This window comes from Paenarthrobacter sp. Y-19 (assembly GCF_029223985.1).
Classification (GTDB): domain Bacteria; phylum Actinomycetota; class Actinomycetes; order Actinomycetales; family Micrococcaceae; genus Arthrobacter; species Arthrobacter nicotinovorans.
In genome coordinates, this window is record NZ_CP119414.1 from 4,112,668 (window position 1) to 4,134,023 (window position 21,356).

Annotated in this window: 16 protein-coding genes; 6 read left to right on the forward strand and 10 right to left on the reverse strand. The window is 60.1% G+C overall.

Annotated elements, in window-relative coordinates:
• Window positions 1-184: 184 nt before the first annotated feature.
• Both PYR64_RS19370 and PYR64_RS19375 read right to left on the reverse strand, forming a co-directional pair.
• Window positions 185-766, reverse strand: coding sequence for a histidine phosphatase family protein (locus PYR64_RS19370; RefSeq protein WP_018778496.1), 582 nt, complete (start codon window positions 764-766; stop codon window positions 185-187).
• Complete coding sequence (locus tag PYR64_RS19375; RefSeq protein WP_018778495.1) at window positions 763-2,235, reverse strand: CCA tRNA nucleotidyltransferase; 1,473 nt, start codon at window positions 2,233-2,235, stop codon at window positions 763-765. Before PYR64_RS19375 ends, PYR64_RS19370 begins: the two co-directional genes overlap by 4 nt.
• A gap of 196 nt (window positions 2,236-2,431) precedes the next feature.
• Here PYR64_RS19375 and PYR64_RS19380 point away from each other — a divergent pair, with 196 nt between their 5' ends.
• From PYR64_RS19380 to trxA, 5 genes are all read left to right on the forward strand, one after another.
• Entirely contained in the window at window positions 2,432-2,935 is a 504-nt protein-coding gene (locus PYR64_RS19380) for an NUDIX hydrolase (RefSeq protein WP_018778494.1), read from the forward strand.
• Between the two features lie 26 nt (window positions 2,936-2,961).
• Complete coding sequence (murJ, locus tag PYR64_RS19385) at window positions 2,962-4,974, forward strand: murein biosynthesis integral membrane protein MurJ (RefSeq protein ID WP_055976728.1); 2,013 nt, start codon at window positions 2,962-2,964, stop codon at window positions 4,972-4,974.
• A 140-nt stretch (window positions 4,975-5,114) separates the two neighbouring features.
• Window positions 5,115-6,758, forward strand: coding sequence for a hypothetical protein (locus PYR64_RS19390; RefSeq protein ID WP_055976724.1), 1,644 nt, complete (start codon window positions 5,115-5,117; stop codon window positions 6,756-6,758).
• 228 nt (window positions 6,759-6,986) lie between these two features.
• Window positions 6,987-7,943: a thioredoxin-disulfide reductase gene (trxB, locus tag PYR64_RS19395; RefSeq protein WP_055976720.1), complete on the forward strand. Its 957-nt coding sequence runs from the start codon at window positions 6,987-6,989 to the stop codon at window positions 7,941-7,943.
• 34 nt (window positions 7,944-7,977) lie between these two features.
• Complete coding sequence (gene trxA, locus PYR64_RS19400) at window positions 7,978-8,304, forward strand: thioredoxin (protein ID WP_014923339.1); 327 nt, start codon at window positions 7,978-7,980, stop codon at window positions 8,302-8,304.
• 5,024 nt (window positions 8,305-13,328) lie between these two features.
• Here trxA and PYR64_RS19405 read toward each other — a convergent pair.
• From PYR64_RS19405 to rpmH, 8 genes are all read right to left on the reverse strand, one after another.
• Window positions 13,329-14,570, reverse strand: a complete 1,242-nt coding sequence (locus tag PYR64_RS19405) for a ParB/RepB/Spo0J family partition protein (protein ID WP_055976717.1) — start codon at window positions 14,568-14,570, stop codon at window positions 13,329-13,331.
• A gap of 67 nt (window positions 14,571-14,637) precedes the next feature.
• Window positions 14,638-15,693, reverse strand: coding sequence for a ParA family protein (locus PYR64_RS19410; RefSeq protein WP_227453619.1), 1,056 nt, complete (start codon window positions 15,691-15,693; stop codon window positions 14,638-14,640).
• A gap of 87 nt (window positions 15,694-15,780) precedes the next feature.
• Window positions 15,781-16,431 (reverse strand): 16S rRNA (guanine(527)-N(7))-methyltransferase RsmG, encoded by a 651-nt coding sequence (rsmG, locus tag PYR64_RS19415; protein ID WP_039238988.1) that lies wholly within the window; start codon window positions 16,429-16,431, stop codon window positions 15,781-15,783.
• Between the two features lie 5 nt (window positions 16,432-16,436).
• Window positions 16,437-16,988, reverse strand: coding sequence for a R3H domain-containing nucleic acid-binding protein (locus tag PYR64_RS19420; protein WP_039238989.1), 552 nt, complete (start codon window positions 16,986-16,988; stop codon window positions 16,437-16,439).
• Window positions 16,988-17,965 carry a membrane protein insertase YidC gene (yidC, locus tag PYR64_RS19425; RefSeq protein WP_018778484.1) on the reverse strand — a complete coding sequence of 326 codons (978 nt, stop codon included), beginning with the start codon at window positions 17,963-17,965 and terminating at the stop codon, window positions 16,988-16,990. Before yidC ends, PYR64_RS19420 begins: the two co-directional genes overlap by 1 nt.
• Window positions 17,966-17,981: 16 nt before the next feature.
• Window positions 17,982-18,467 (reverse strand): membrane protein insertion efficiency factor YidD, encoded by a 486-nt coding sequence (yidD, locus tag PYR64_RS19430; protein WP_026267272.1) that lies wholly within the window; start codon window positions 18,465-18,467, stop codon window positions 17,982-17,984.
• Window positions 18,397-18,807: a ribonuclease P protein component gene (gene rnpA / locus PYR64_RS19435; protein ID WP_079582047.1), complete on the reverse strand. Its 411-nt coding sequence runs from the start codon at window positions 18,805-18,807 to the stop codon at window positions 18,397-18,399. Before rnpA ends, yidD begins: the two co-directional genes overlap by 71 nt.
• A 41-nt stretch (window positions 18,808-18,848) precedes the next feature.
• The gene (gene rpmH, locus PYR64_RS19440; RefSeq protein ID WP_011776797.1) at window positions 18,849-18,986 is read right to left on the reverse strand and encodes a 50S ribosomal protein L34; all 138 of its coding nucleotides are present in this window, start codon (window positions 18,984-18,986) and stop codon (window positions 18,849-18,851) included.
• A 466-nt stretch (window positions 18,987-19,452) separates the two neighbouring features.
• Between rpmH and dnaA the strand changes: the two genes are divergently transcribed.
• A complete protein-coding gene (gene dnaA / locus PYR64_RS19445; protein ID WP_018778482.1) occupies window positions 19,453-20,871 on the forward strand; it encodes a chromosomal replication initiator protein DnaA in 1,419 nt (472 codons plus the stop codon).
• The last annotated feature ends 485 nt before the right edge of the window (window positions 20,872-21,356 follow it).

The following is a 21,356-nucleotide window of genomic DNA, read 5'->3' on the forward strand; positions in this document are numbered from 1 at the left end:
CATTTTCCCAACCTCCTTTTCTGGCCGTAACAGCCTGCTGTGGCATTGTCCCGGCTGACTAACCGGTGAATGCGCGCCTGGTTCCCGGCGGGTCGCTCTGGGAACAAGATATAAGCTACCCCATGAACACGGAGTTTGACCAGCACAATTGGCTAATTGGCCAAAAGTTTTCAAAATTAATGGTTTAGAGGCCCCAGCGGACAATTGCGGGCGTCCGCTTATCCCAACCAAGCGTGCACACCTTCGCGGTTCCGAGAATGAAGTGCCGGCCTTCGCGGGCGTCCATTTCGAGCCAACGCGCTGTGAGGATCCGGGAGAAATGTCCGTGTGCCACAACCAGGACATTGTCCATGCCCGATTCCAGGACACGCCCAATGATCTTGTCGGCCCGGGCAGCTACTTCATCCAGCGTCTCTCCGTTGGGCACTCCGTCGGTCCAGATGAGGTACTCCGGGTTGTCCTTGCGGATGAGATCGGAGCTGATGCCCTCGTAGTCGCCGTAGTTCCATTCCACGGCGAGTGGCTCGTGAACGGCGTCCGGATAGCCGGCGAGTTCCGCTGTCCTCCGGGCACGTCGCAGCGGCGAGGTCAGGACGAGGTCGAAGTCGATGCCTTCCAGCACCTTCCGCGCCTCCACGGCCTGCTGCTCGCCCTCGACAGTGAGGGGGAGATCCGTCAGTCCCGTGTATTGACCGCTCTTGGACCACTCCGTTTCACCGTGGCGAAGGATCCAAAGTTGCGGACGCGGGGAAGTCACAGCGTTCATGAGGGCTCCTCAGTTTCGGTCGAAGGCTCGACGACGGCGGCGGACTCGGGTTGTTCTTCCCACCATGCCAGGAGCTTCTGCTCAGCTTCCTCCGGTGAGAGCGGCCCGTGTTCCATCCGCTCTTCGAGGAGGAACTTGTAGGCGCGTCCCACCACGGGTCCGGGCTTCAGTCCCAGCAGTGCCATGATCTGCGCTCCGTCCAGGTCGGGCCGGACAGCTGCCAGCGACTCCTGCTCCAAGAGCGCCGTGATGCGGTGCTCAAGGTCATCGTAAGCGAAGGACAAACGGTCGGCCTTGCGCTGGTTACGCGTGGTGACATCTGAACGGGTGAGCCGGTGCAGGCGTTCCAGCAGGGGGCCGGCGTCGGTCACGTAACGGCGGACCGCGGAGTCGCTCCAGCCGGCGTCACCGTAGCCGTAGAACCGCATGTGCAGTTCAACCAGGCGGGAAACAGCTTTGATGGACTCGTTGTCGAACCGCAGTGCCTTCATCCGCTTGGCCGTCAGTTTGGCGCCCACGACGTCGTGGTGGCGGAAGCTCACCGCACCGCCCGGTTCGAATCGGCGCGTCGCCGGCTTGCCGACGTCGTGCATCAACGCAGCGAACCTCAACACGAAGTCGGGGCCGGGAACCGGACCGTCAGGACCGGTTTCCAGCGCAGCAGCCTGTTCCAGGACCTGCAGCGAGTGCTGGTACACATCCTTGTGCCGGTGGTGTTCATCGGATTCCAGGCGCAGGGCGGAGACCTCGGGCAGTACGAATTCGGCGAGCCCAGTGTCCACCAGAAGGTCGATTCCTACGCGCGGATGCGCGCCGTTAATCAGCTTGACCAGCTCTTCGCGGACGCGCTCTGCCGAGATGATCTTGATGCGATCGGCCATGTTGGACATGGCCAGGCGCACGTCGTCATGGACCGACACGCCCAGCTGGGATGCGAAACGGGCAGCGCGCATCATGCGCAGGGGGTCGTCCGAGAAGGACGACTCAGGTGCGCCGGGTGTGGCGAGCTCGGAAGCGTGCAGATCGCGGACGCCGCCGAAGGGGTCTACCAGCTCCAGGCTCGGCAGGCGCAGTGCCATGGCGTTGATGGTGAAGTCCCGGCGCAGCAGGTCGTCGGTCAGGGAGTTGCCGAACGCGACCACCGGCTTGCGGGAATCAGGGTCGTACGCCTCGGCCCGGTAGGTGGTGATTTCAATCTGGAAGCCGCTCTTCCGCATCCCGATGGTGCCGAAGGCGCGCCCGATTTCCCAGAAGTTGTCCGCCCACTTCTTGATGACGGTGATGGTCTGGTCCGGCGTGGCGTCGGTGGTGAAATCGAGGTCCGGAGAGGTCCGGCCCAGAAAGAGGTCACGCACGGGGCCACCCACCAAGGACAGCTCGAATCCGGCGTCGACAAAGCGCTGCCCGAGGTCGAGCACCACCGGATCGATGGTGAAGTTAACAGAAGAGCTGTCCAATACGTGCGCCATAGTTCCTTAAGCTTGGCAGATTTTTGCGCTGCATTGGGCCACTGTTCCATGCGAAATCAGGCATGCGTCCGCCGGGCATCTCCTGCAGTCCATCTTGTGGCCATGTCCCGGTCATCACTCCGGGGCAAGAGTCGTTAGAGTGGACCACATGGCCAACCCGATTCCGAGCGCTCCTGGCAGGAGGACAAACGCACCGTTGCCGTCGGCAATCGGTGCCCACGTCGCGCCTGCCCCGCAGCACCCGGTGCAGGCCTCGCTTCCGACGGTTGAGGAAGTGTCCGCCGGTGGTGTCGTAGTTGACACGTCCGACGGCGAACTCCGGGTTGCGATCATCGCCCGCCTTAATAGGGGTGGCCGGCTTGAGTGGTGCCTGCCGAAGGGCCATCCGGAAGGCCGGGAGAATAACGAGGAAGCTGCTGTACGCGAGATCGCCGAGGAAACCGGGATCGAAGGCAGCATCCTGGCACCGCTTGGCAGCATCGACTACTGGTTCACTGTGAGCGGCCACCGCGTCCACAAAACGGTGCACCACTTCCTGCTCAGGGCAACCGGTGGCGAGCTGACCATCGAGAATGATCCGGACCAGGAAGCCGTGGATGCTGCGTGGGTTCCCATCCAGGAATTGGCCCGAAAGTTGTCCTTCCCGAACGAACGCCGCATCGCCGACCTGGCACGGGAAGTGCTGCCCGAACACCTCTGACCCGGGTACATGGGACGATAAAGGCGATGTCTGAAGCCAAAACAACCCAGTCCGTTCAATCCGGAGAAGCACGTTCCAGCGCCATCATGGCCGCAGGGACGCTCGTTTCCCGGTTCCTTGGTTTCGCCAAAACCTGGATGCTCGGTGCCGCCCTCGGCCTGGGTTCCACGGTCAATGACACGTTCATTAACGCGAACAACCTGCCAAACCTGATCTTCCTGCTGGTAGCAGGCGGCGTGTTCAACGCCGTCCTGGTTCCGCAGATCATCAAGGCCAGCAAGGCTCCGGACAGGGGCGCGGATTACATCAGCAGGCTCCTGACGCTGGCTGTGCTGGTGCTTCTGGCACTCACGGCCCTGGTGACCCTCGCGGCGCCGCTCGTCATCGACCTCACCACCCAGGGATACTCCGAGCAGCAGAAGGCCCTGGCGGTCACCTTCGCCCTCTGGTGCCTGCCCCAGATCTTCTTCTACGGGCTGTATGCCCTGCTCACGCAGGTCCTCAACGCCCACGGGGCTTTTGGGCCCGCCATGTGGGCCCCCATCCTCAACAACCTCGTGGCCATTGCCGGCCTGGGACTGTTCATTTGGATCCTCGGCGCCAACATCGTAAACCCCCACACTCTGGACAACTGGGGGCCAACCCAAACGTTCCTCCTCGCCGGCTTCTCCACCTTCGGCGTGGTGGCCCAAACCGCCATCCTGCTGATCCCGGTCTTCAAGCTGCGCCTTGGCCTGCGTCCCCGCTTTGGTTGGCGCGGCGTTGGACTCGGCCAGGCGGCCAAGCTGAGCGTTTGGACACTGGCGACTGCCGCCGTCGGGCAGCTGGCGTTCCTGTACGTCATGAGGATCGCCACGATCCCCGGCGCCGAGCGCCTCCGCCTGGACAACGCCGGAGACCGGGCGGCTGCCGCTGTCCTGCCAGGCAACGCCGTCCTGGAGGTGGCCAGCCAGCTGTACCTGCTACCGCACTCAATCATCGCTTTGTCCCTGGCCACGGTCCTCTTCAACCGCATGACACGCGCTTCGCAGGACGGCAACAAAGCCGAGCTTCGCGACGCCCTCTCGCATGGCCTCCGCACCATGGCTGTTGCCACGGTCTTCGGCGCCCTGGCGCTGTTCGCATTGGCGGGGCCGCTGGGCATGTTCTTCTCCGGTGGTGAAAGGCAAGACGGCGTGATGCTGGCGCAGACACTCACCATCCTTGCCCTGAGCACCCCGTTCCTGAGCGCAAACTTCATGATGTCCCGCGTGTTCTACGCCAACGAGGACGCCCGTACGCCCCTGTATGTCCAGTTGTGGCTGGCCGTCATCTACGTTGTGGGTGCCTTCTTCATCCAGTTCCTCCCCGTCGGCCAGATCATCTACGCGATCGCCATCCTGTACATGCTGGGCAACATCCTGTCCGTCGTGATCAGCGTGGTGTTCCTGCGCCGCCTGCTGGGGCACCTGGACGGTCCCCGGATCGCCAATTCGTACATCCGCATGGGCTACGCGGGGCTGGGCTCCGCCCTGGCCGGCGCACTCGCACTGTGGCTGCTTGGCAGTTACCGTTCTGACGGTTTCGCGTGGAGCAGCCGCCCGGCCGCCTTGGTGACGGTGGCCGTCGTCGGACCCGTCATGCTGCTGGCCTACCTTGTCCTGCTTCGCGTTTTCCACGTCACCGAACTTCGTGACCTCCTGCGTCCGCTGATGAGCCGCTTGGGCCGCGGCACGCCCGTGCCTGCTGGCGCCCCCGCAGAACCTACGACGGCGGCGCGCGCCACGGTCTCGGACGATACCGGCTTGATCCCGCGTATCTCCGGCGAGTTCGACGCCGCGTCCTTCCGCGCCGGACCCGCAGTGGCTCCCCAGCGCGCCCCCGAACCCGCACCGGACCAGCCGGATGCACCCAAGGTGTATCTTCCGGAGGAAGACGAACCGAGCACAGCGCAGGGCGGCAGGTTCCGCCCATCGGTACCGCTTCCGGGCCGCCGGACGTACCAAGGCGAGGCCGGACGCAATCCGTACTTCCCTGTTCCGCGAAACCGCAGGAAGTGAGCCGGTGCCGCCAACATGGGCGGCGGCACTGAATCCGCTAGGCTAGAAACGAATATAGGTAGTTGCAAAAGCGGTGGAACCGGCTAGCCGGGCCGGCCGTATGCAGGACCCGCAGCTCCCGGACAGCCTAGGAGGAACACGTGTCCCACCCGATCGACGTCGGATCAGTACTTGGCGGCCGCTACAAGGTCACGGCCAATGTGTTGACCTCGCATGACCAAGATCAGGTGCTCGACGGCGTGGACCAGGTCCTCAACCGTCCCGTGAGCATCCTTGTTGCCGGTCCCGGAAACGCCGAACAGGTTGCCCAGAGCGCCCGCGAAGTGGCCACAGGGGAGCGCCCCGGGCACGTCCAGATCCTGGACCTCGGCATCAGCGAAAACACCACGTACCTGATCACCAACCACAGCACCGCACCGGATCTGCTGGACCTGGTGGTGGCTACCAACCCGCCCTACATCGAACCGTTCTTCACAGAGACTCTGGGCAGTGAGATCTTCGGCCAGGCGCGCACCTATGAGCCGGAAACCTACGACGGCCTTTACGAGGACGACGAGCACGAGGCCGAGTACATCCAGTACGACGAAAACGGCTATGCCATCACCCCCGAGTCGGATGATGAACCTGAGCCTGCCGCACCCGCACGCAGCGCACCCTACGTGCCGCCGATGCCGGCGTCCAATCCGTCGTCCGCCAAGAGCGGCATCGCGGGCAAGCTCGCAGCTGCCGCCGCCGGGGCCGGTGCAGCAGGTGTTGCCGCCGCTTCCGCGCTGAAGAAGAACGCCGGTTCGAAGAACAACAACGACGCCGGTGCTACCGCCGGCTCGTCGGCAGCTGCCACGCCCGCTCCGGCCGCTGAGACGCCCACGCAGGCTGTTTCGTCGGAGGCTGTTTCGTCGCAGGCAGCTCCCGGCCGCGAACAGGCCCGCGAACCCAAGGTGTCCCTCTGGTCAGAGGAAGACTACGGCTACGCGGAGAGTGGCGCCGCGGCCGGTGGCGCGTCTGCTGCGGGCACCGCGGCTTCCAACCGAAGCGGCGAATCAGGCTACGACCGGGCGGCAAGCAGCTTCCCGGCGTCGTCGGCTGTCACAGAGGATTACTCAGACGAAGACGACGTTTATGAGGAAGAGGCTCCCGAAAAGGAGCCTCGGTCGCTGCGCTGGCTCGTGGGCGGCCTCCTTGCCGCCGTCTTGATCGTGGGTCTTGTCCTCGCGGTCACCAATTTGGGAAGTCTCCTGCCCAGCGGCCAGCCTGCTGCCACGCAGAGCAGCTCCACGCCGCAGCCCTCGGAGTCCACCAGCGAGGAGCCCCCGCCCACGGAGACTGCTCCGCCTGCGGCTCCGCCGGCCATCGAGGAGATCACCCGCCTCGGCAACTTCCCGTTCGCAGCGACGTTCGATAAGGACCTCGGCAAGGCTTTCGATGGCAACGCAGCCAGCTACTGGTCTGACATGGAGTTTGCCTCGGCCAACTGGGGCGGCCTGTCAGAAGAGGTGCCGCTCATGATCAAGCTGAAGGAACCGGCGGATATCAAGTCCGTGGTCCTCAACCAGCTGGGCGGTTCCGGTGGAAACATCAGCGTGTTCACCAACGATCGGCCGGCCATGGATGGCGCCAAGCTCGTAGGCACCAACAGCTTCACCTCCCCGGAACTGACCATTCCGCTGGCAAGCCCCACAAAGGCCCAGTACGTCATTGTTGTCATCAAGGCGCTGCCCAAGCTGGCCGCACCCAAAACGCAGTACAACTTCGGGCTCCGGCTCGCTGAAGTTTCCGTTCAGTAGTCACATCCGGGGAGTTATCAGAGGGGCCGTTTCGATTCGTCGGGGCGGCCCTTACTGTTGTCTGCGCCAGCGTCACCGCTTCGATAAGGCAGGTGTCCAGACGGTACCCTGAATGTTGGTGGCTTTTAGGGTCCCCAACTCCAACGGAATATTTGGAACACATAAGGGGTTGAGTCAGGTGGCTGCCCCGAAAGCCGCAGCATCGACTAAGGAAGAGGTTCACGCCACGTGAGCATTGCAGAAAACAGCGCATCGCAGGTGCGTGACGTCATCATCGTAGGTTCAGGCCCCGCCGGCTACACAGCCGCTGTTTACACCGCCCGTGCCAACATGAAGCCTCTGCTCATTGCCGGTTCCGTCACTGCCGGTGGCGAACTGATGAACACCACGGACGTTGAGAACTACCCGGGATTCCCTGATGGCATCATGGGCCCGGACCTTATGGAGAACTTCGAGAAGCAGGCTGCCCGATTCGGCACTGAAATTCAGTTCGAGGACGTCACCGAGCTGGATCTCGACGGCGACATCAAGACCGTCACCATCGGCACGGGGGAGACCTTCCAGGCGAAGGCCATCATCCTGTCCACCGGTTCGGCGTACCGCGAACTCGGTCTGACTAACGAGAAGCGACTCTCAGGCCACGGCGTTAGCTGGTGTGCAACCTGCGACGGTTTCTTCTTCAAGGATCAGGACATCGCAGTGATCGGTGGTGGCGACTCCGCGATGGAAGAAGCACTCTTCCTCACCAAGTTCGCCAAGTCGGTCACCGTTGTCCACCGCCGCGACACCCTGAAGGCTTCCAAGATCATGGGTGACCGCGCCCAGGCTCACGAGAAGATCAAGTTCGTCTGGAACACGGCTGTTGAAGACGTCCTCGGTGAGGATAAGGTCACTGGCCTGAAGCTGAAGAACCTGGTGGACGGAACCGAGTCCGAGCTCGCAGTCACGGGTGTTTTCGTGGCTATCGGCAACGATCCACGTACGGATCTGGTCAAGGGCAAAGTCGAACTGACTCCCGAGGGAACCATCGCCGTTGAGGGTCGTAGTTCGCGGACCAACATTAAGGGTGTGTTTGCTGCGGGCGACGTCATCGATCCGACTTACCGCCAGGCCATCACGGCTTCGGGTTCCGGTTGTGTCGCAGCCCTCGACGTCGAACACTACCTCGCAGACCTGCACTCCTAAGCTGCATCCAAGCAACCATACGAAGGGAAAAGTTATGAGCAACGCAAAAGACGTAACTGACGCAAGCTTCAGCACGGATGTCCTGGCTTCCGAGAAGCCGGTCATCGTGGACTTCTGGGCAGAGTGGTGCGGCCCCTGCCGCAAACTCGGTCCCATCCTCGACGAGATCTCCGTTGAGTACAGCGAGAAGGTTGACGTCGTAAAGCTGAACGTCGATGACAATCCGGCAATCGCTGCCGAGTACGGCATCACTTCCATTCCTGCTGTGTACCTGTTCAGCGGGGGAGAAGTGAAGAGCACCGTGATCGGCGCCAAGCCGAAGCAGTTCTTCGAAAAGGAATTCGCGGACGTCCTGTCCTAAGGCTTACGCCTTAACCGGATAGTCTGCAGCCGGCGGTTCCGCTCCCCAAGAGGGCGCGGGACCGCCGGCTTTTTTGTTGTTGGTGAAGATCAGCCCCTACTAGTCTCATACCTGCCAGTGCGTCGACTGGAAGCATTCTGTTGCACGCGACGGCGAATTAGCGCCTTTCCCTACCTGGGGTAGGGGGAAATCGCACAAACCTCCCTCACATCGGACCCTCCTCCACAAACCGCCCCCTTCGCACCCGGCCCTCCCCACAAACCGCCCCCTTCCCACCCGGCCCTCCTCCACAAACCGCCCCCTTCCCACCCGACCCTCCTCCACATCACTTCTTCTGTCTGTTAGCGCGAATAGACCCGCCGCCCGACAGTGCGCGTAACATGATGCACGCGAAGCTCAGAGTTGATGCCGATTCGACCACGAGCTAAGTCCTGAGACAACCCGAATGGTGTGGTCACGGCTCCTCCATAGATCAACGGGCCGCAAGCATTCCCGCGCCCTGGCCGAAGGGGGCCAGTTGTGGCCTGGGAGGGCTATTGAGATGACCCAGCGTCTTGGCACAGCTAAGAGAGCGACAGCTTCGTCTCGTTGGTAGAGGCCGGAGTTCCCATTTGGGACGTGTACCTCGCCGCACCATTACGGAGACGACGTCGAGGGGGTTGAGAATCAGAGCTTTCGAGGCAATAGCGCGGCCTTCAAAGCCCTAGTTCAGATATTATGGCGAGTTGATCAGCCCACTTCCTGCATCACAATGACATCTACCACTTTTAACAGGGCAAGAGGGCAATCGAAGTCCCTATTCGGAATTCGGTAGGACGGGGTCCTCCTGTTTCACGTGAAACGATCTCCAGGCACTGAAATGACCAGCACCCGCTGCTCGGTGTTTCACGTGAAACGAGACCAATCGGATCCGTTCGACACCACGGTGATGGCACTACGACAGCACTACAGGGTAGACCAACGGCGACTGAATCCGATCCCGACACGTGGATTCATTCACCGTCTCGTCCGGAAACGCGACGGAGTAGATGTCTCAGGACCCAGCGATGAAGTATGCGCTGCGGTCGGCGAGGAGTCGTACCAGCGGCTGCACAGCAGACGCGTATGCGCCTTCAGTGCTATGGGCCTTCGGAAGTTCTTTCATCGGCCCCTACCGGGACGTATGCCCTCAGGGAGGCCGCTCCGGATGCTCAGCCGGCCCTGTAAGGCGATCGCGGCCTTTCCCGAACCAGATTCCGAAGCAGCGGCATGCTGTCCGCTCTAGGCGTGCTTCCATGGCTGCCAGGGCCCTGAAGTGGCATGAAGTGGCAGAGTTGCGACCAACAGCCTCTAGGCTAGTGTAGAAGCGCTTGTATGACCCGGAGTAGCCCTTTAGACGACTTCCGCGAACTGAAGGTTCAAGACTCTAAACCAGGCCCATTCACGAAAGCATCAGAACGTTCCACCTCCAAGCAGACTCGTTCCGAGGAGACCTCTCCGCGGTAACCCCACAGAGACACGGAATGTCTGTTTCACGTGAAACGTATCCGTAATTTCACGACGACCAGTGTCCCGGGAAGCACACTCGAATCTGATCACAAGCAAGACAGCCAAAGACTGCCGCCGTTAGGACTCTTACTGCTTGCTGCTGCGGAGCGAGCATCTCATGAGGAGCATGGCGCGTGACCGGAACGCCCATGGGGCTTGCTGCTTTGCCTTTTGAATCGAAGCCACCGAGAAGTAGCTCAAGGGCGGGATTGCCTCTTCTCTTGAGGATTATCGTGTCACCCGACCGCAAGATTGTTCAGCCTGACGGCCTAAGCCCATGTCGACGATCGCAGCACGTCCACATTACGCCATGTGATTTCAGGTATTCAGCTGTCGATTGTCCGGTACGCCGGCAGCGCCTCAGGACTCCGCACACTGCCCCGTGGGCTAACGGCGACAAGTCTTCGCGAGGGAACGCCAACGGCATGCCTGCCTATGGGTCGTTTCACGTGAAACCGAACCACAGAACACTCTCTAGCCAGAGACTACGGAGGGCACCAATATTCTCTCAGTAGACTCAGAGCGGCTCCTCGCTGAACCCTTGTGCGTGAGGCGTACTGCGACGATGCCTACTGCGACGGCCGAATTGGATCACGAGATACTTGCCCGGGCTGATCCCGGGTTCTGGGTGCTGAGGCAGGAGAACTCTGTCAGCTACTCGGCCCGTACGCCACACCGACTGCGGCCACCGTTCAGTGACTCCAGGTGGCGCACTGTTTATGCGGAGCCAGGAGAATGCATGGGCGTCAACATGAGGCAGCTCGTATCTCAGTCGCTATGGCTATTCGTGACAGAACATCCGATGATTCACGCACCTAGGTGCTCGGCATCTTAGGCACGTTCGGCGCATTGCGCCGCCAGCAGCCACAGGTGTCGGCCTTCATTCCAGTTCTGTCATCCCAAGCTGAGACCGTGAGGGGATCACCCTACCGTCCGCGCCCATCGTCGGCCTAGGCGAAGGCCTCAACTCTGTCGTGCTCTCGGATGGATCAGGATCGATCCTTGCCATCATTCCCAAGTTATCCGCAGGAGAGCCCTCTTCTTATGCACAGAGTTATCCACAGGCTTATCCACTGCGGGTGTTCAATCTCACCATCCCACTAAGAGAGCCAAGACAGTGGGACATCTATGGCATCTTTTGGGGAAGTTGATTCTAATGCAAAGGGCCCAAACTGCTGAGGCTCGAAAGTTCCGAAATAGCGCAAGAATACAGCGCTTTTACGTGTCATAAACCCCTGTTGAAGCTCAATTTCTACCAGTCAGAATCAAACCCAGAACAGGCCTTGCCACATCACTTCAGACCATCCGGCGGACGGGCTCTGAGGAAGCCGCCGAGTCATACCCGCTCGCTCGTTCGACCCACATCGGCCGAACGTTATCCCCAAAGATATCCACAGGCTTATCCACTGCGATATGCACAGTTGTAACGGACGGTTTAAACCACTACGAGGTAATGGTCCTCTCTTCGTTTCACGTGAAACAAGTCGGGGACGACGGCTCCTATGCAGCGACTGCAGGTGCGCCGGCTGATGGCGTCGTAGTAGGGCAGCCGTCTACTCAGCCTCCTAAAGAGCCAGTCGTCGAATCGCCAGAACAATAGTGTGTGCATGCGGGCTCAATATTCGTCATCAACATCCGACCAATTCAAGCCTCGACCCCGTACTCAGCGTACGCGATCCAGGGTGCGTAGTACGGGGGAGTGTAGGGACGGATGCCGGATACTGCCGGCCTAGCCAGAATCCCCACGGCGGAGACGATGAGATTGCACAGAGCAGAACGCCTACGGACGGAACGAAGTATAGGTTGTCCAAGACCACCTAGGCCCGTTATTCACCTCTGAAGGTGCCAACCTGGGCTGGCTCATGGCTCATAGGGCCTTCGACACTCCCGACACCCATGGACGCTCCGAGACCTCGCTAGCCCAAGCTTTGGGGGAGTAGTCAACATCGCTAGATGAGTGGCCGCGGCTGAGCCATCACCGAGACGCTGGATCACTATAGGACTCTACACACCCACGGTGCTGTACACCGTTACTACCCAGGTGCTCGACTCCACAGCTTGAACAGCACGGTGACAACCATTCAATTGAGGACTACACCTAACTATTTGGGCAATCGAGCGCTTCACTGCCACACCTTAGCCGCGTTGCTCCTGATCTGACGATGGCACCGGAATATGCCAATGGCCCTTCCGAGGACACTCTGGTTCGGCTCCAAGCCAGGGAACTATGCGAGCATCCAGCCTCGCCAACCAGCTACGGCGGCTGCTTCGCACTTAGTGCGACGCGAGCAATCTGGTTCTCCGGACCTGCCGGGCTATGTGCCACAGGTCGGCCAATCCGTGCTTATTGTCATCCTGCGCCCTGCAGCAGTGTCTCTTGACTCCAAGACAGCGAGGCCAGCGAAGTCCGGGTCCGCAGTCGCAAGCTCTGCAGACACCCTCAGGCACAGTTCGGTTGCAGCTAAGACGGTTATACAGACCGCTTGGACCAGACGCCAGCAACATTCCTCTGGCCCAGAGTATGCGGAGCAACCTCCTTAGAGGACAATGCGAACCCTATTCCGTTTTAGTAGATGGGTACGGCAATGTTTCACGTGAAACAGACGGGAACTGAGCCCCCTCGGCTTGGGATATCGAAGGTAGAAGCGTGGGATAAGACTGATCCTGATCCGAATAAGAAGGATCCTACGCCCGGTCCAAAGGCAGTGATACGACTCAGCCAAGGAGGCAAACCAGCGGACCATAGCCCTATGGTCAGTCTGGGTGTTTCACGTGAAACCAGCAATGTCAGAGTACAAGATGTATCACTCCAGGCGCCGCATCTCCGTAAACAGGTGCGCATGGACGTCTCGGGCATTCTCCGCCGCAGGTGGCTGCTGTAAGGTTCGTTCCTCAGTTGTGTCCAGGGCAACTCGAAAGTGGTAGCCAATGGCCGGAAGAGTGCCTTTGGGATTTTCCGGCGTATTGCGCTGATTTCGACGCGGAGAACAGTACGGCCGCAGGTTTCACGTGAAACACCGTGAACATCTGGCGTGGTTTCAGATACCGGCGGAACCAACCTGTGTCCGAGCACATGAAATCCCGGGCCATCCAAAATCAAGAGCCTTGGTAGAAATCCCGAACATCAAAACATGATTTCGACCAACCGCTAAGAGAGCTGACAGCTCTGACACCCAAAGAGAGGGCCTAACCGCAGCGCGAGACACTAGGAGGCGGCATCTATATGAGTGGATTGCCGGAGATTCCTGGACCTCGGCATTGCGTGTTTCACGTGAAACACATTAGTCCTAGTCGAATCACGGGTTTGTACGCTCGACACTGCGAATGCACCTACAATCAGCGCCGGGGCGGATCGAGAGAACCGTTCCGCGCGCCCGCCGGGAATGAAACGGTGCCTCACAGTGCAAGGCCAGAAACCACCAAAAGGGCACATTGATCTGGAAAGAGAAGAAGGGCCCCACTCAATGAGTGGAGCCCTTCAGTAATTGCGCGTTAGCTTAGTCTTCAGAGCCCGGACCCAGAACATCCATAATACGGTTGAGATCCTCAACGCTGGCGAACTCGATGCTTACTCGTCCCTTACGGGCGCCCAAAGTGATCTTCACATTCGTGTCCAAACGGTCCGAAAGTGAAGAAGCGAGGTAATCGAGCCGCTCATGCCGAGCGTTAGGCTTGGGAATACTACTCTTCGCGGGCGTGGTGGGATCCTGGTACAGCGTCACTGCCTCTTCGGTGGCACGCACAGACATACCCTCGGCGACAATACGCTGCGCCAGGCGCTCCATTGCGGCCGCATCCGGAAGGGCAAGCAAAGCCCGTGCATGGCCTGCAGATAGGACACCAGCGGCCACACGACGCTGCACCAACGGCGGAAGCTTGAGGAGACGCAGTGTATTGGAGACCTGAGGGCGTGAGCGGCCGATGCGATCTGCCAGCTGCTCGTGCGTAGTACCAAAGTCCTCCAAGAGCTGCTGATACGCTGCAGCTTCTTCCAAGGGGTTCAGTTGGCTACGGTGCAGGTTCTCCAGAAGAGCATCACGGAGAAGGTCGTCGTCCGTGGTATCCCGGACAATCGCAGGAATGGTTTCCAGCCCTGCGGCCTGTACTGCCCGCCACCGACGCTCGCCCATGACGAGCTCGTACGGTTCTCCACCCTTTTCGGTTGAGGTTCGTACAACAATTGGCTGGAGAACCCCTATTTCCCGAACGGAGTGAACCAGTTCAGCCATGTCGTCCTCATCGAAGACGGAGCGGGGCTGTTTACGGTTCGGATGGATATCACCGACCGGGATCTCAGCGAACCGAGCCCCGGGAACCTCCACCAACTCGACGTCGTTGCTTTGGGGTGCCGAGGGAGCCTTTGCACGAGCTGAGGGAACCTGAGTATCTGCATCTGAAGAAGGCACGGGCTGTTCGACGGCAGTGGACGCAGCGTCGGCAGAACGTTTCGCGCTGGACTTGGCAGCAGGCGTCTTGGCTGACGCGCTCTTGGCCGGTGACTTCGCCGCAGGGGCCTTGGCTTTTGACGTCGCGGGTGATGACTTCGCAGCTGCCGGCGCTGAATCGGCAGGCACCGACTCCTCACGCGGAGATTCAACTGTCGGTTCCGAGGCCTTACGTGCTTCCGGGAAGAACAGGTCCACGGGGCGGGACGGCGCTGAGCCATTTCCCTGGGCCGCGGCCGAGCTAGGAATGAGAGCCCCAAGACCCCTGCCGAGGCCCCTTCGCTTTTCGCTCATTGATTCATCCCTCCGATGGAATAGCCGAGCACGGACCTGCCCTGGCTGTTGCTGTGTTTCAAGAATTCTAACGTTCAGCGATTTCGGCTGCGGCTTCCATATAGGACAGCGCGCCGCTCGATGAAGGGTCGTAAGTCATGACGGTCTGCTGGTAGCTCGGCGCCTCAGAGATACGCACCGAGCGCGGAACCACCGCACTCAGGACCTGTTGGGGGAAGTGCTGGCGTACCTCTGATGCGACCTGTGCGGCAAGGTTCGTCCTGCCGTCATACATCGTGAGCAGGATGGTCGAGACCACCAAGTCAGCATTGAGGTGTTTCTGGATCATCTCAATGTTCTTGAGTAGCTGACTCAGTCCCTCAAGGGCGTAGTACTCACACTGAATGGGAATGAGAACCTCACTGGCTGCGCAGAAAGCGTTAACAGTGAGCAGACCCAGGCTGGGAGGGCAATCGATGAAGATGAAGTCCAGACGGCCCTCACCGTTCTTCTCTCGTTCCTTGGCATAGACATCAATGGCACGCCGGAGCCTCTGCTCACGGGCCACCAGCGAAACGAGTTCAATCTCAGCGCCAGCCAAGTGAATGGTCGCCGGCGCGCAGATGAGGTTGGGAATGTCGGGGCATGGGGCCACGACCTCCTTCAACGGAAGATCGTTGATGAGGACGTCGTAGATGCTGTCTACATCTGCATGGTGCTCAATACCCAGGGCCGTAGATGCGTTTCCCTGCGGATCGATATCGATCACGAGCACGTTGAGGCCTGCCGAGGCCAGGGCTGCTGCAATGTTCACAGTGGTAGTGGTCTTACCCACCCCGCCTTTTTGGTTGGAAACCGTAAAGATACGGGTCCCTTCCGGCTTGGGAAGTTCACGGCCGATCAAGCGCTCTCGGCGCCGCGTTTCATTCGCGAGCTGCCGCGCTATTGGGCTGGAATCATCGATGGAATCCATGACGTTCTGCACTCCATCTGAGACGGTTTCACGTGAAACTGCAGCGTTTGCAACTGAATCAGTGCGCACAATCGCGGACTGGAGAGACGAAGAGGGTGTAGCCATGGCCCGCGCGGACCCCAAGGACATAAAGGGGGGTATCCGTTGCGTGGAAGTTTCACTACTGCCCACTGGTCACACTCTCACTCTCATTCGGCGCTTGCTGCCGTTCTCTAGCCTAACCGCTCAGCCGCCGACACGCGGGAAACCAAGCGGTATCTACGCCGTCTTTCCGTGCTTCTTGACGATAATCCTCACCACAGTGGTGGGTTCTTCCAGCAGCTCCTGCCCGCAAACCACGACAGACGTTTCCACGCCCCCGAGCTTGCGGATGACTTTGCCGGCCTTCTCTATCTCTTCAGAAGCACTGCGTCCCTTGATGGCCACTACCTCTCCGCTGCCGTTAAGCAACGGGATGGTCAGCCCGGCAAGATTGGTCAGCGCTGATACAGCCCTGGCTGTGACGACGTCAGCGTCCACCATGCCTACGGCCAACTCGGCACGTGTCCGCATGATGGTGACGTTGTCCAGTCCCAGGTCATCCACCACTTCCTGAAGCCAGATGACTCGACGTTCCAAGGGTTCAATCAAGGTCAATTCGAGATCCGGGCGGGCTATGGCAAGGCAGAGACCAGGTAGCCCGGCGCCGGAACCGACGTCGGCAACGTGGCTGTTCCTTGCGATGGCGGACTCGATTACTGCACAGTTGAGAACATGCCTGCTCCACAAACGGGGAACCTCGCGCGGGCCAATCAGCCCACGTTCTGTTCCTGACGTGGCCAGGTGCTCAACGTAGCGCTTGGCAAGATCCAGGCGCTCCCCAAAGATCTTCTCTGCAGCTGCCAGTTCTGCTGCGGTGATTTCGACCATGGGCTCTAGTCAGCCGAAACGACGATGTGACGGCCAGCGCCTTCGCCTTCGGACTCGGAGACGAATCCAAGATCAGCCACGGCATCATGGACAATCTTGCGCTCGTAAGCGCTCATCGGTTCGAGGGCCACAGTACCGCCGTCTGCCTTAACCTTGGCCACTGCGTCTTCGGCGATCTGCTGGAGAACGCCTGCGCGCTCCTTGCGGTAGCCGTTGATGTCCAGCACCAGGCGTGAGCGGGTCTCGGTAGCGGAGAGAACGGAGAGGCGGGCGAGTTCCTGCAGGGCCTCGAGGACCTCACCGTCGCGCCCCACCAGGCTGTCCAGGGCCGCAGACTCTTCGTCCGTTCCGATGGAGATGTAAGTACGTCCGTTCCGGACCTCAATGTCGATGTCGCCGTCGATGTCGGCTATATCAAGAAGTTCTTCGAGGTAGTCGGCGGCGATGTCGCCTTCCTCTTCCAAGCGGCTTGCCGTCTTGGATTGCGTCTCTTCCTGGGAGTCATCCTGCTCTTCAGTCACGGCGGCGATAACTTCTTCAGTGCTCTCGGCAGACATTACTTCTTCTTCCTGTTCTTACGTTGTGGCTGGACGCGCTGGGCACGGGCTTCGGCTGCGGCGGCTGCAGCAGCTTCGGCTTCGGCAGCGGCGTCCGCGGCTTTCTTGCCACCCAGCAGCGGGGGCAGGCCCTTGGCAGCGCGGCGCTCTTCAAGTGCCTTCGCGGCAGGTGAGCCCGGGGTAGGCATACGGCGAATGACGAAGAACTGCTGTCCCATGGTCCAGAGGTTCGTGGTGGTCCAGTAGATCAGGACACCGATCGGGAAGTTGATGCCACCGATACCGAAGACGAGCGGCAGGATGTAGAGCATCATCTTCTGCTGGCGCATGAACGGGCTGGCCATAGCCTCTTCGGACATGTTCTTGGCCATGATCTGCTTCTGGGTGATGAACTGCGAGGCGGTCATGGCCACGATCATCACAATCGAAAGTACCCAGACCGTAACGTCATTGCCGCCAGCCCCGCCGTGCAGCAAGGATGCTGACAGAGGCGCGCCGAAGATGCTGGACTGATCGAACTGCACCACTTGTTCGTGGCTCATGGCACCGACGCCTTGGCCCTCCTTGGCGTTGGTGGAGATACCCGACAGCACCTGGAACAACGCGAAGAAGAACGGCATCTGGATCAGCATCGGCAAACATGCCGAGAACGGGTTGGTGCCGTGCTTCTTGTACAGCGCCATCTGCTCCTGGGCCATGGCCTGGCGGGAGAGCTGATCAGTCTTGCCCTTGTACTTGGTCTGCAGCTTCTTCAAGTCCGGCTGCAGCAGCTGCATGCCGCGCTGCGCCTTGATCTGCTTCACGAACACAGGAATCAGGGCAGCACGGATCACCAGCACAAGGCCGATAATCGACAAGGTCCACGTCCAGCCGTTGGCGGCGGGCAAGCCGATGAAGCTCAGTCCGTCGTGGAAGGCAACCATGATGATTGACACCAGCCACTTGAACGGAAACATGATCGTTCCAAAGAAGTCCATACGATATCCCTATTCGTTAGGCCGCAGTGCGGCCTTCTTCATCAGCCTGAGCAGCCAGGAACTGGTCCGGATTGTTCAGTACAACAATTGTGGGCGTCCGGCCTTCGGGCCAATGACGATGGCCGGCGGGGACATGGTCCACTCCACCGGCGTTCCAGGGGTGGCATTTGGCGAGCCTCCTGGCTGCCAGCCAGCTACCCTTCACGGCGCCATGCACCGTCACTGCTTCCAAGGCATATGCCGAGCAGGAGGGAAAGAAACGGCAAACCTGGCCGTACAGGGGTGAGATCACCTTGCGGTATGTCTTCAGCAGGATGATCAGGATGTTGCGGGGCAGCTCCCAGAGGAATGTGCCCACCGCCGCCGAGAGGCTCCGCCGGGGAACCTTCCCGGAGGGGTCACTTGAGGAAGGAACGACGGCGGTGCTTATGTCATGCACGCGGTGTCCCTTCCGTTGTGGTGCCGTTGTGTTCGGTCGAAGCATTGCGTGGAACTGAGCCACTCAATCGCTTCGTCGTCACTGCCAGTGCGGCGTTGTAGTCCGAAAGCAACTGCTCCCAGCTCGCATTTGCAGCTGCGGGCAGTGCCCGGACCACGACCGCCAGGCCCGTTCCATGCGTATGCAAGGAAAGTGCGCCTGCTTCTCTCAGTCTCCTCTTAACGAGGTTCCTGGTCACGGCGTTCCCGACGGCTTTGGAGACAATGAAGCCGATTCGACTCGGCTCCCCGGCTCCGATAGGAGCCGTATATAACACTAAGTTCCGGCGTCCATTGCGGACGCCGGAACGTACAGTTGTTGAAAAGTCGGTAGACGTCCGCAGACGGTTAGGGGTGGCTAGCACCGTCGAACCCGCAAATAGACCCTGACCGACAAGTCAGTTATTTACGCCGACAGTTCGACGCGGCCCTTGCCGCGACGGGCAGCCAGGATGGCGCGGCCGGCACGGGTGCGCATACGAAGGCGGAAGCCGTGCTTCTTGGCCCGACGGCGGTTATTCGGCTGAAAAGTCCGCTTGCTCACGTTAGTTACTCCAGTGGATCAAAGGTGCGCCCACCCGATCAAAAAAGGGGAAGAACTGGCCGACGCTAAGTTTTGTATGTGCCTGCCGCCGTTGCCTTCCGAACGATGAACGTACGGGGTTACAACTGATCTCAAAAGCGGACACAAAGGACTTCACAACGTTAGGGCAAAAAGGCACCCACAGTCAAACCGGGAGCCTGCCGCGCATCTATCCACAGTTGTGTTCAACAGCGGCTTCAAGCCTGTGGATGAAGTGGCTCACAGAGCGTTTTGCAGAACCACAACAGTGTAATTATCCACAGGCAACTTCCCAGCTATCTTCTGGCGATTTCATCCCCTAGAGTGGCTCAGTAGCCCATTGTCCACCCGCTGTGCATAACTCTGTGGATTAACGCCCGGACCAGCGCCCGCCTGAGACACCTCGGCTGCCAGCAACGCCGGCAAGCAAGTATTTAGGAACTGATTGATGACAGTAGACGAAGCCAACCACGCCAACACTGTCGGAAGTTCCTGGCGCAGGGTGCTAACCCTCCTGGAACAGGACGACCGGGTCACACCCCGTCAGCGTGGTTTCGTCATTCTCGCCCAGGCCCAAGGCCTTATCGGTTCAACCCTGCTGGTGGCCGTGCCCAATGAGCTAACCCGCGAAGTCCTCCAGACACAGGTCAAGGATGCTCTGGATGACGCCTTGCGCAATGTCTTCTCCGACGACATCCGCTGTGCCATCGATGTCGACACTGATCTGGTACCCGTCCATGCCGAGCCGGAACCCGCCGTCGAGCTTTCCGCCGTTCCTGACTTCGCCGAGCCGAAGCCGCAGCCAACCCCGCCGAGCACCTCACATGAGTTCGGCCGCCTGAATCCTAAGTACATCTTCGACACTTTCGTGATCGGTTCCTCGAACCGGTTTGCCCATGCGGCCGCCGTCGCTGTCGCGGAAGCGCCGGCAAAGGCGTACAACCCGCTCTTCATCTACGGCGACTCGGGCCTTGGCAAGACGCACCTGCTGCACGCGATCGGGCACTACGCACGCAGGCTCTACAGCGGCATCCGGGTCCGCTACGTGAACTCGGAAGAATTCACGAACGACTTCATCAACTCCATCCGTGATGACGAGGGCACCAGCTTCAAGACCACGTACCGCAACGTGGATGTCCTCCTGATCGATGACATCCAGTTCCTGGCAGGCAAGGACCGGACGCAGGAAGAGTTCTTCCACACGTTCAACGCGCTGCACAACGCCAACAAGCAGGTTGTCATCACCTCGGACCAGCCACCCAAGATGCTGGCCGGCTTCGAAGACCGCATGACTTCCCGCTTCGAGTGGGGCCTTCTGACGGACATCCAGCCGCCGGAACTCGAAACGCGTATCGCCATCCTCCGCAAAAAGGGATTGAGCGAAGGCCTCTCGGCTCCCGATGACGCCTTGGAGTACATCGCGTCCAAGATCTCCAGCAACATCCGCGAACTTGAAGGCGCACTGATCCGCGTCACGGCTTTCGCCAGTCTGAACCGCCAACCGGTGGATGTCGCCCTCGCAGAGATGGTGCTCAAGGACCTGATTACCGACGACGGCGCCCAGGAGATCACGGCGAAGCAGATCCTTGACCAGACTGCTGACTACTTCAAGCTCAGCATGGAAGAGCTCTGCAGCAAGTCCCGTACCCGCACCCTGGTGACCGCACGCCAGATCGCGATGTACCTCTGCCGCGAACTGACGGATATGTCGCTTCCCAAGATCGGGCAGGAGCTCGGCGGACGTGACCACACCACGGTCATCCACGCCGACCGCAAGATCCGCGAGCTCATGGCCGAGCGTCGTGTGATCTACAACCAGGTCACAGAGCTCACCAACCGCATCAAACAGCAGCAACGCGACTCCTGAAATCCACATCGCGTCCGCCACTACATACCTTATTAACAGGCACATGTGGATAAGCCTGTGGATACTTAAGGGGACAAGCGCGGTTAATGGGCTTAAAACTCTTAAGCCGTCTGTGGATCGTTAAAAACCGGCTTTGGAGTTGTCCCCATCCACACCCTGTTTAAAACCCAGTTAACGCACAGTCCATGAACAGGGCTTAACCCCGGATCTGCGCCGCAGGATGGGGTTATCCACAGTTTCCACAGCAGTTATTAACACTACGAATCCCAAAAAATGGAAATCCCTCAAATAACAATCTCGTTCTGCCACCCACCCGACCGTCCGAAGGACATGCCAAGTTCCGGGCCAAGGCCAGCCTGCGGCTGTCCACATAGGACGGGTCGGAGCAATCGGGGATGGGTTAATCGCGGATCTTCCGGCTAAGCTGTCAGCAGCGCTCCCATCCTTGGGTCTTGTTTGTAGTTCGCTGAGTGCGGACCATGCAG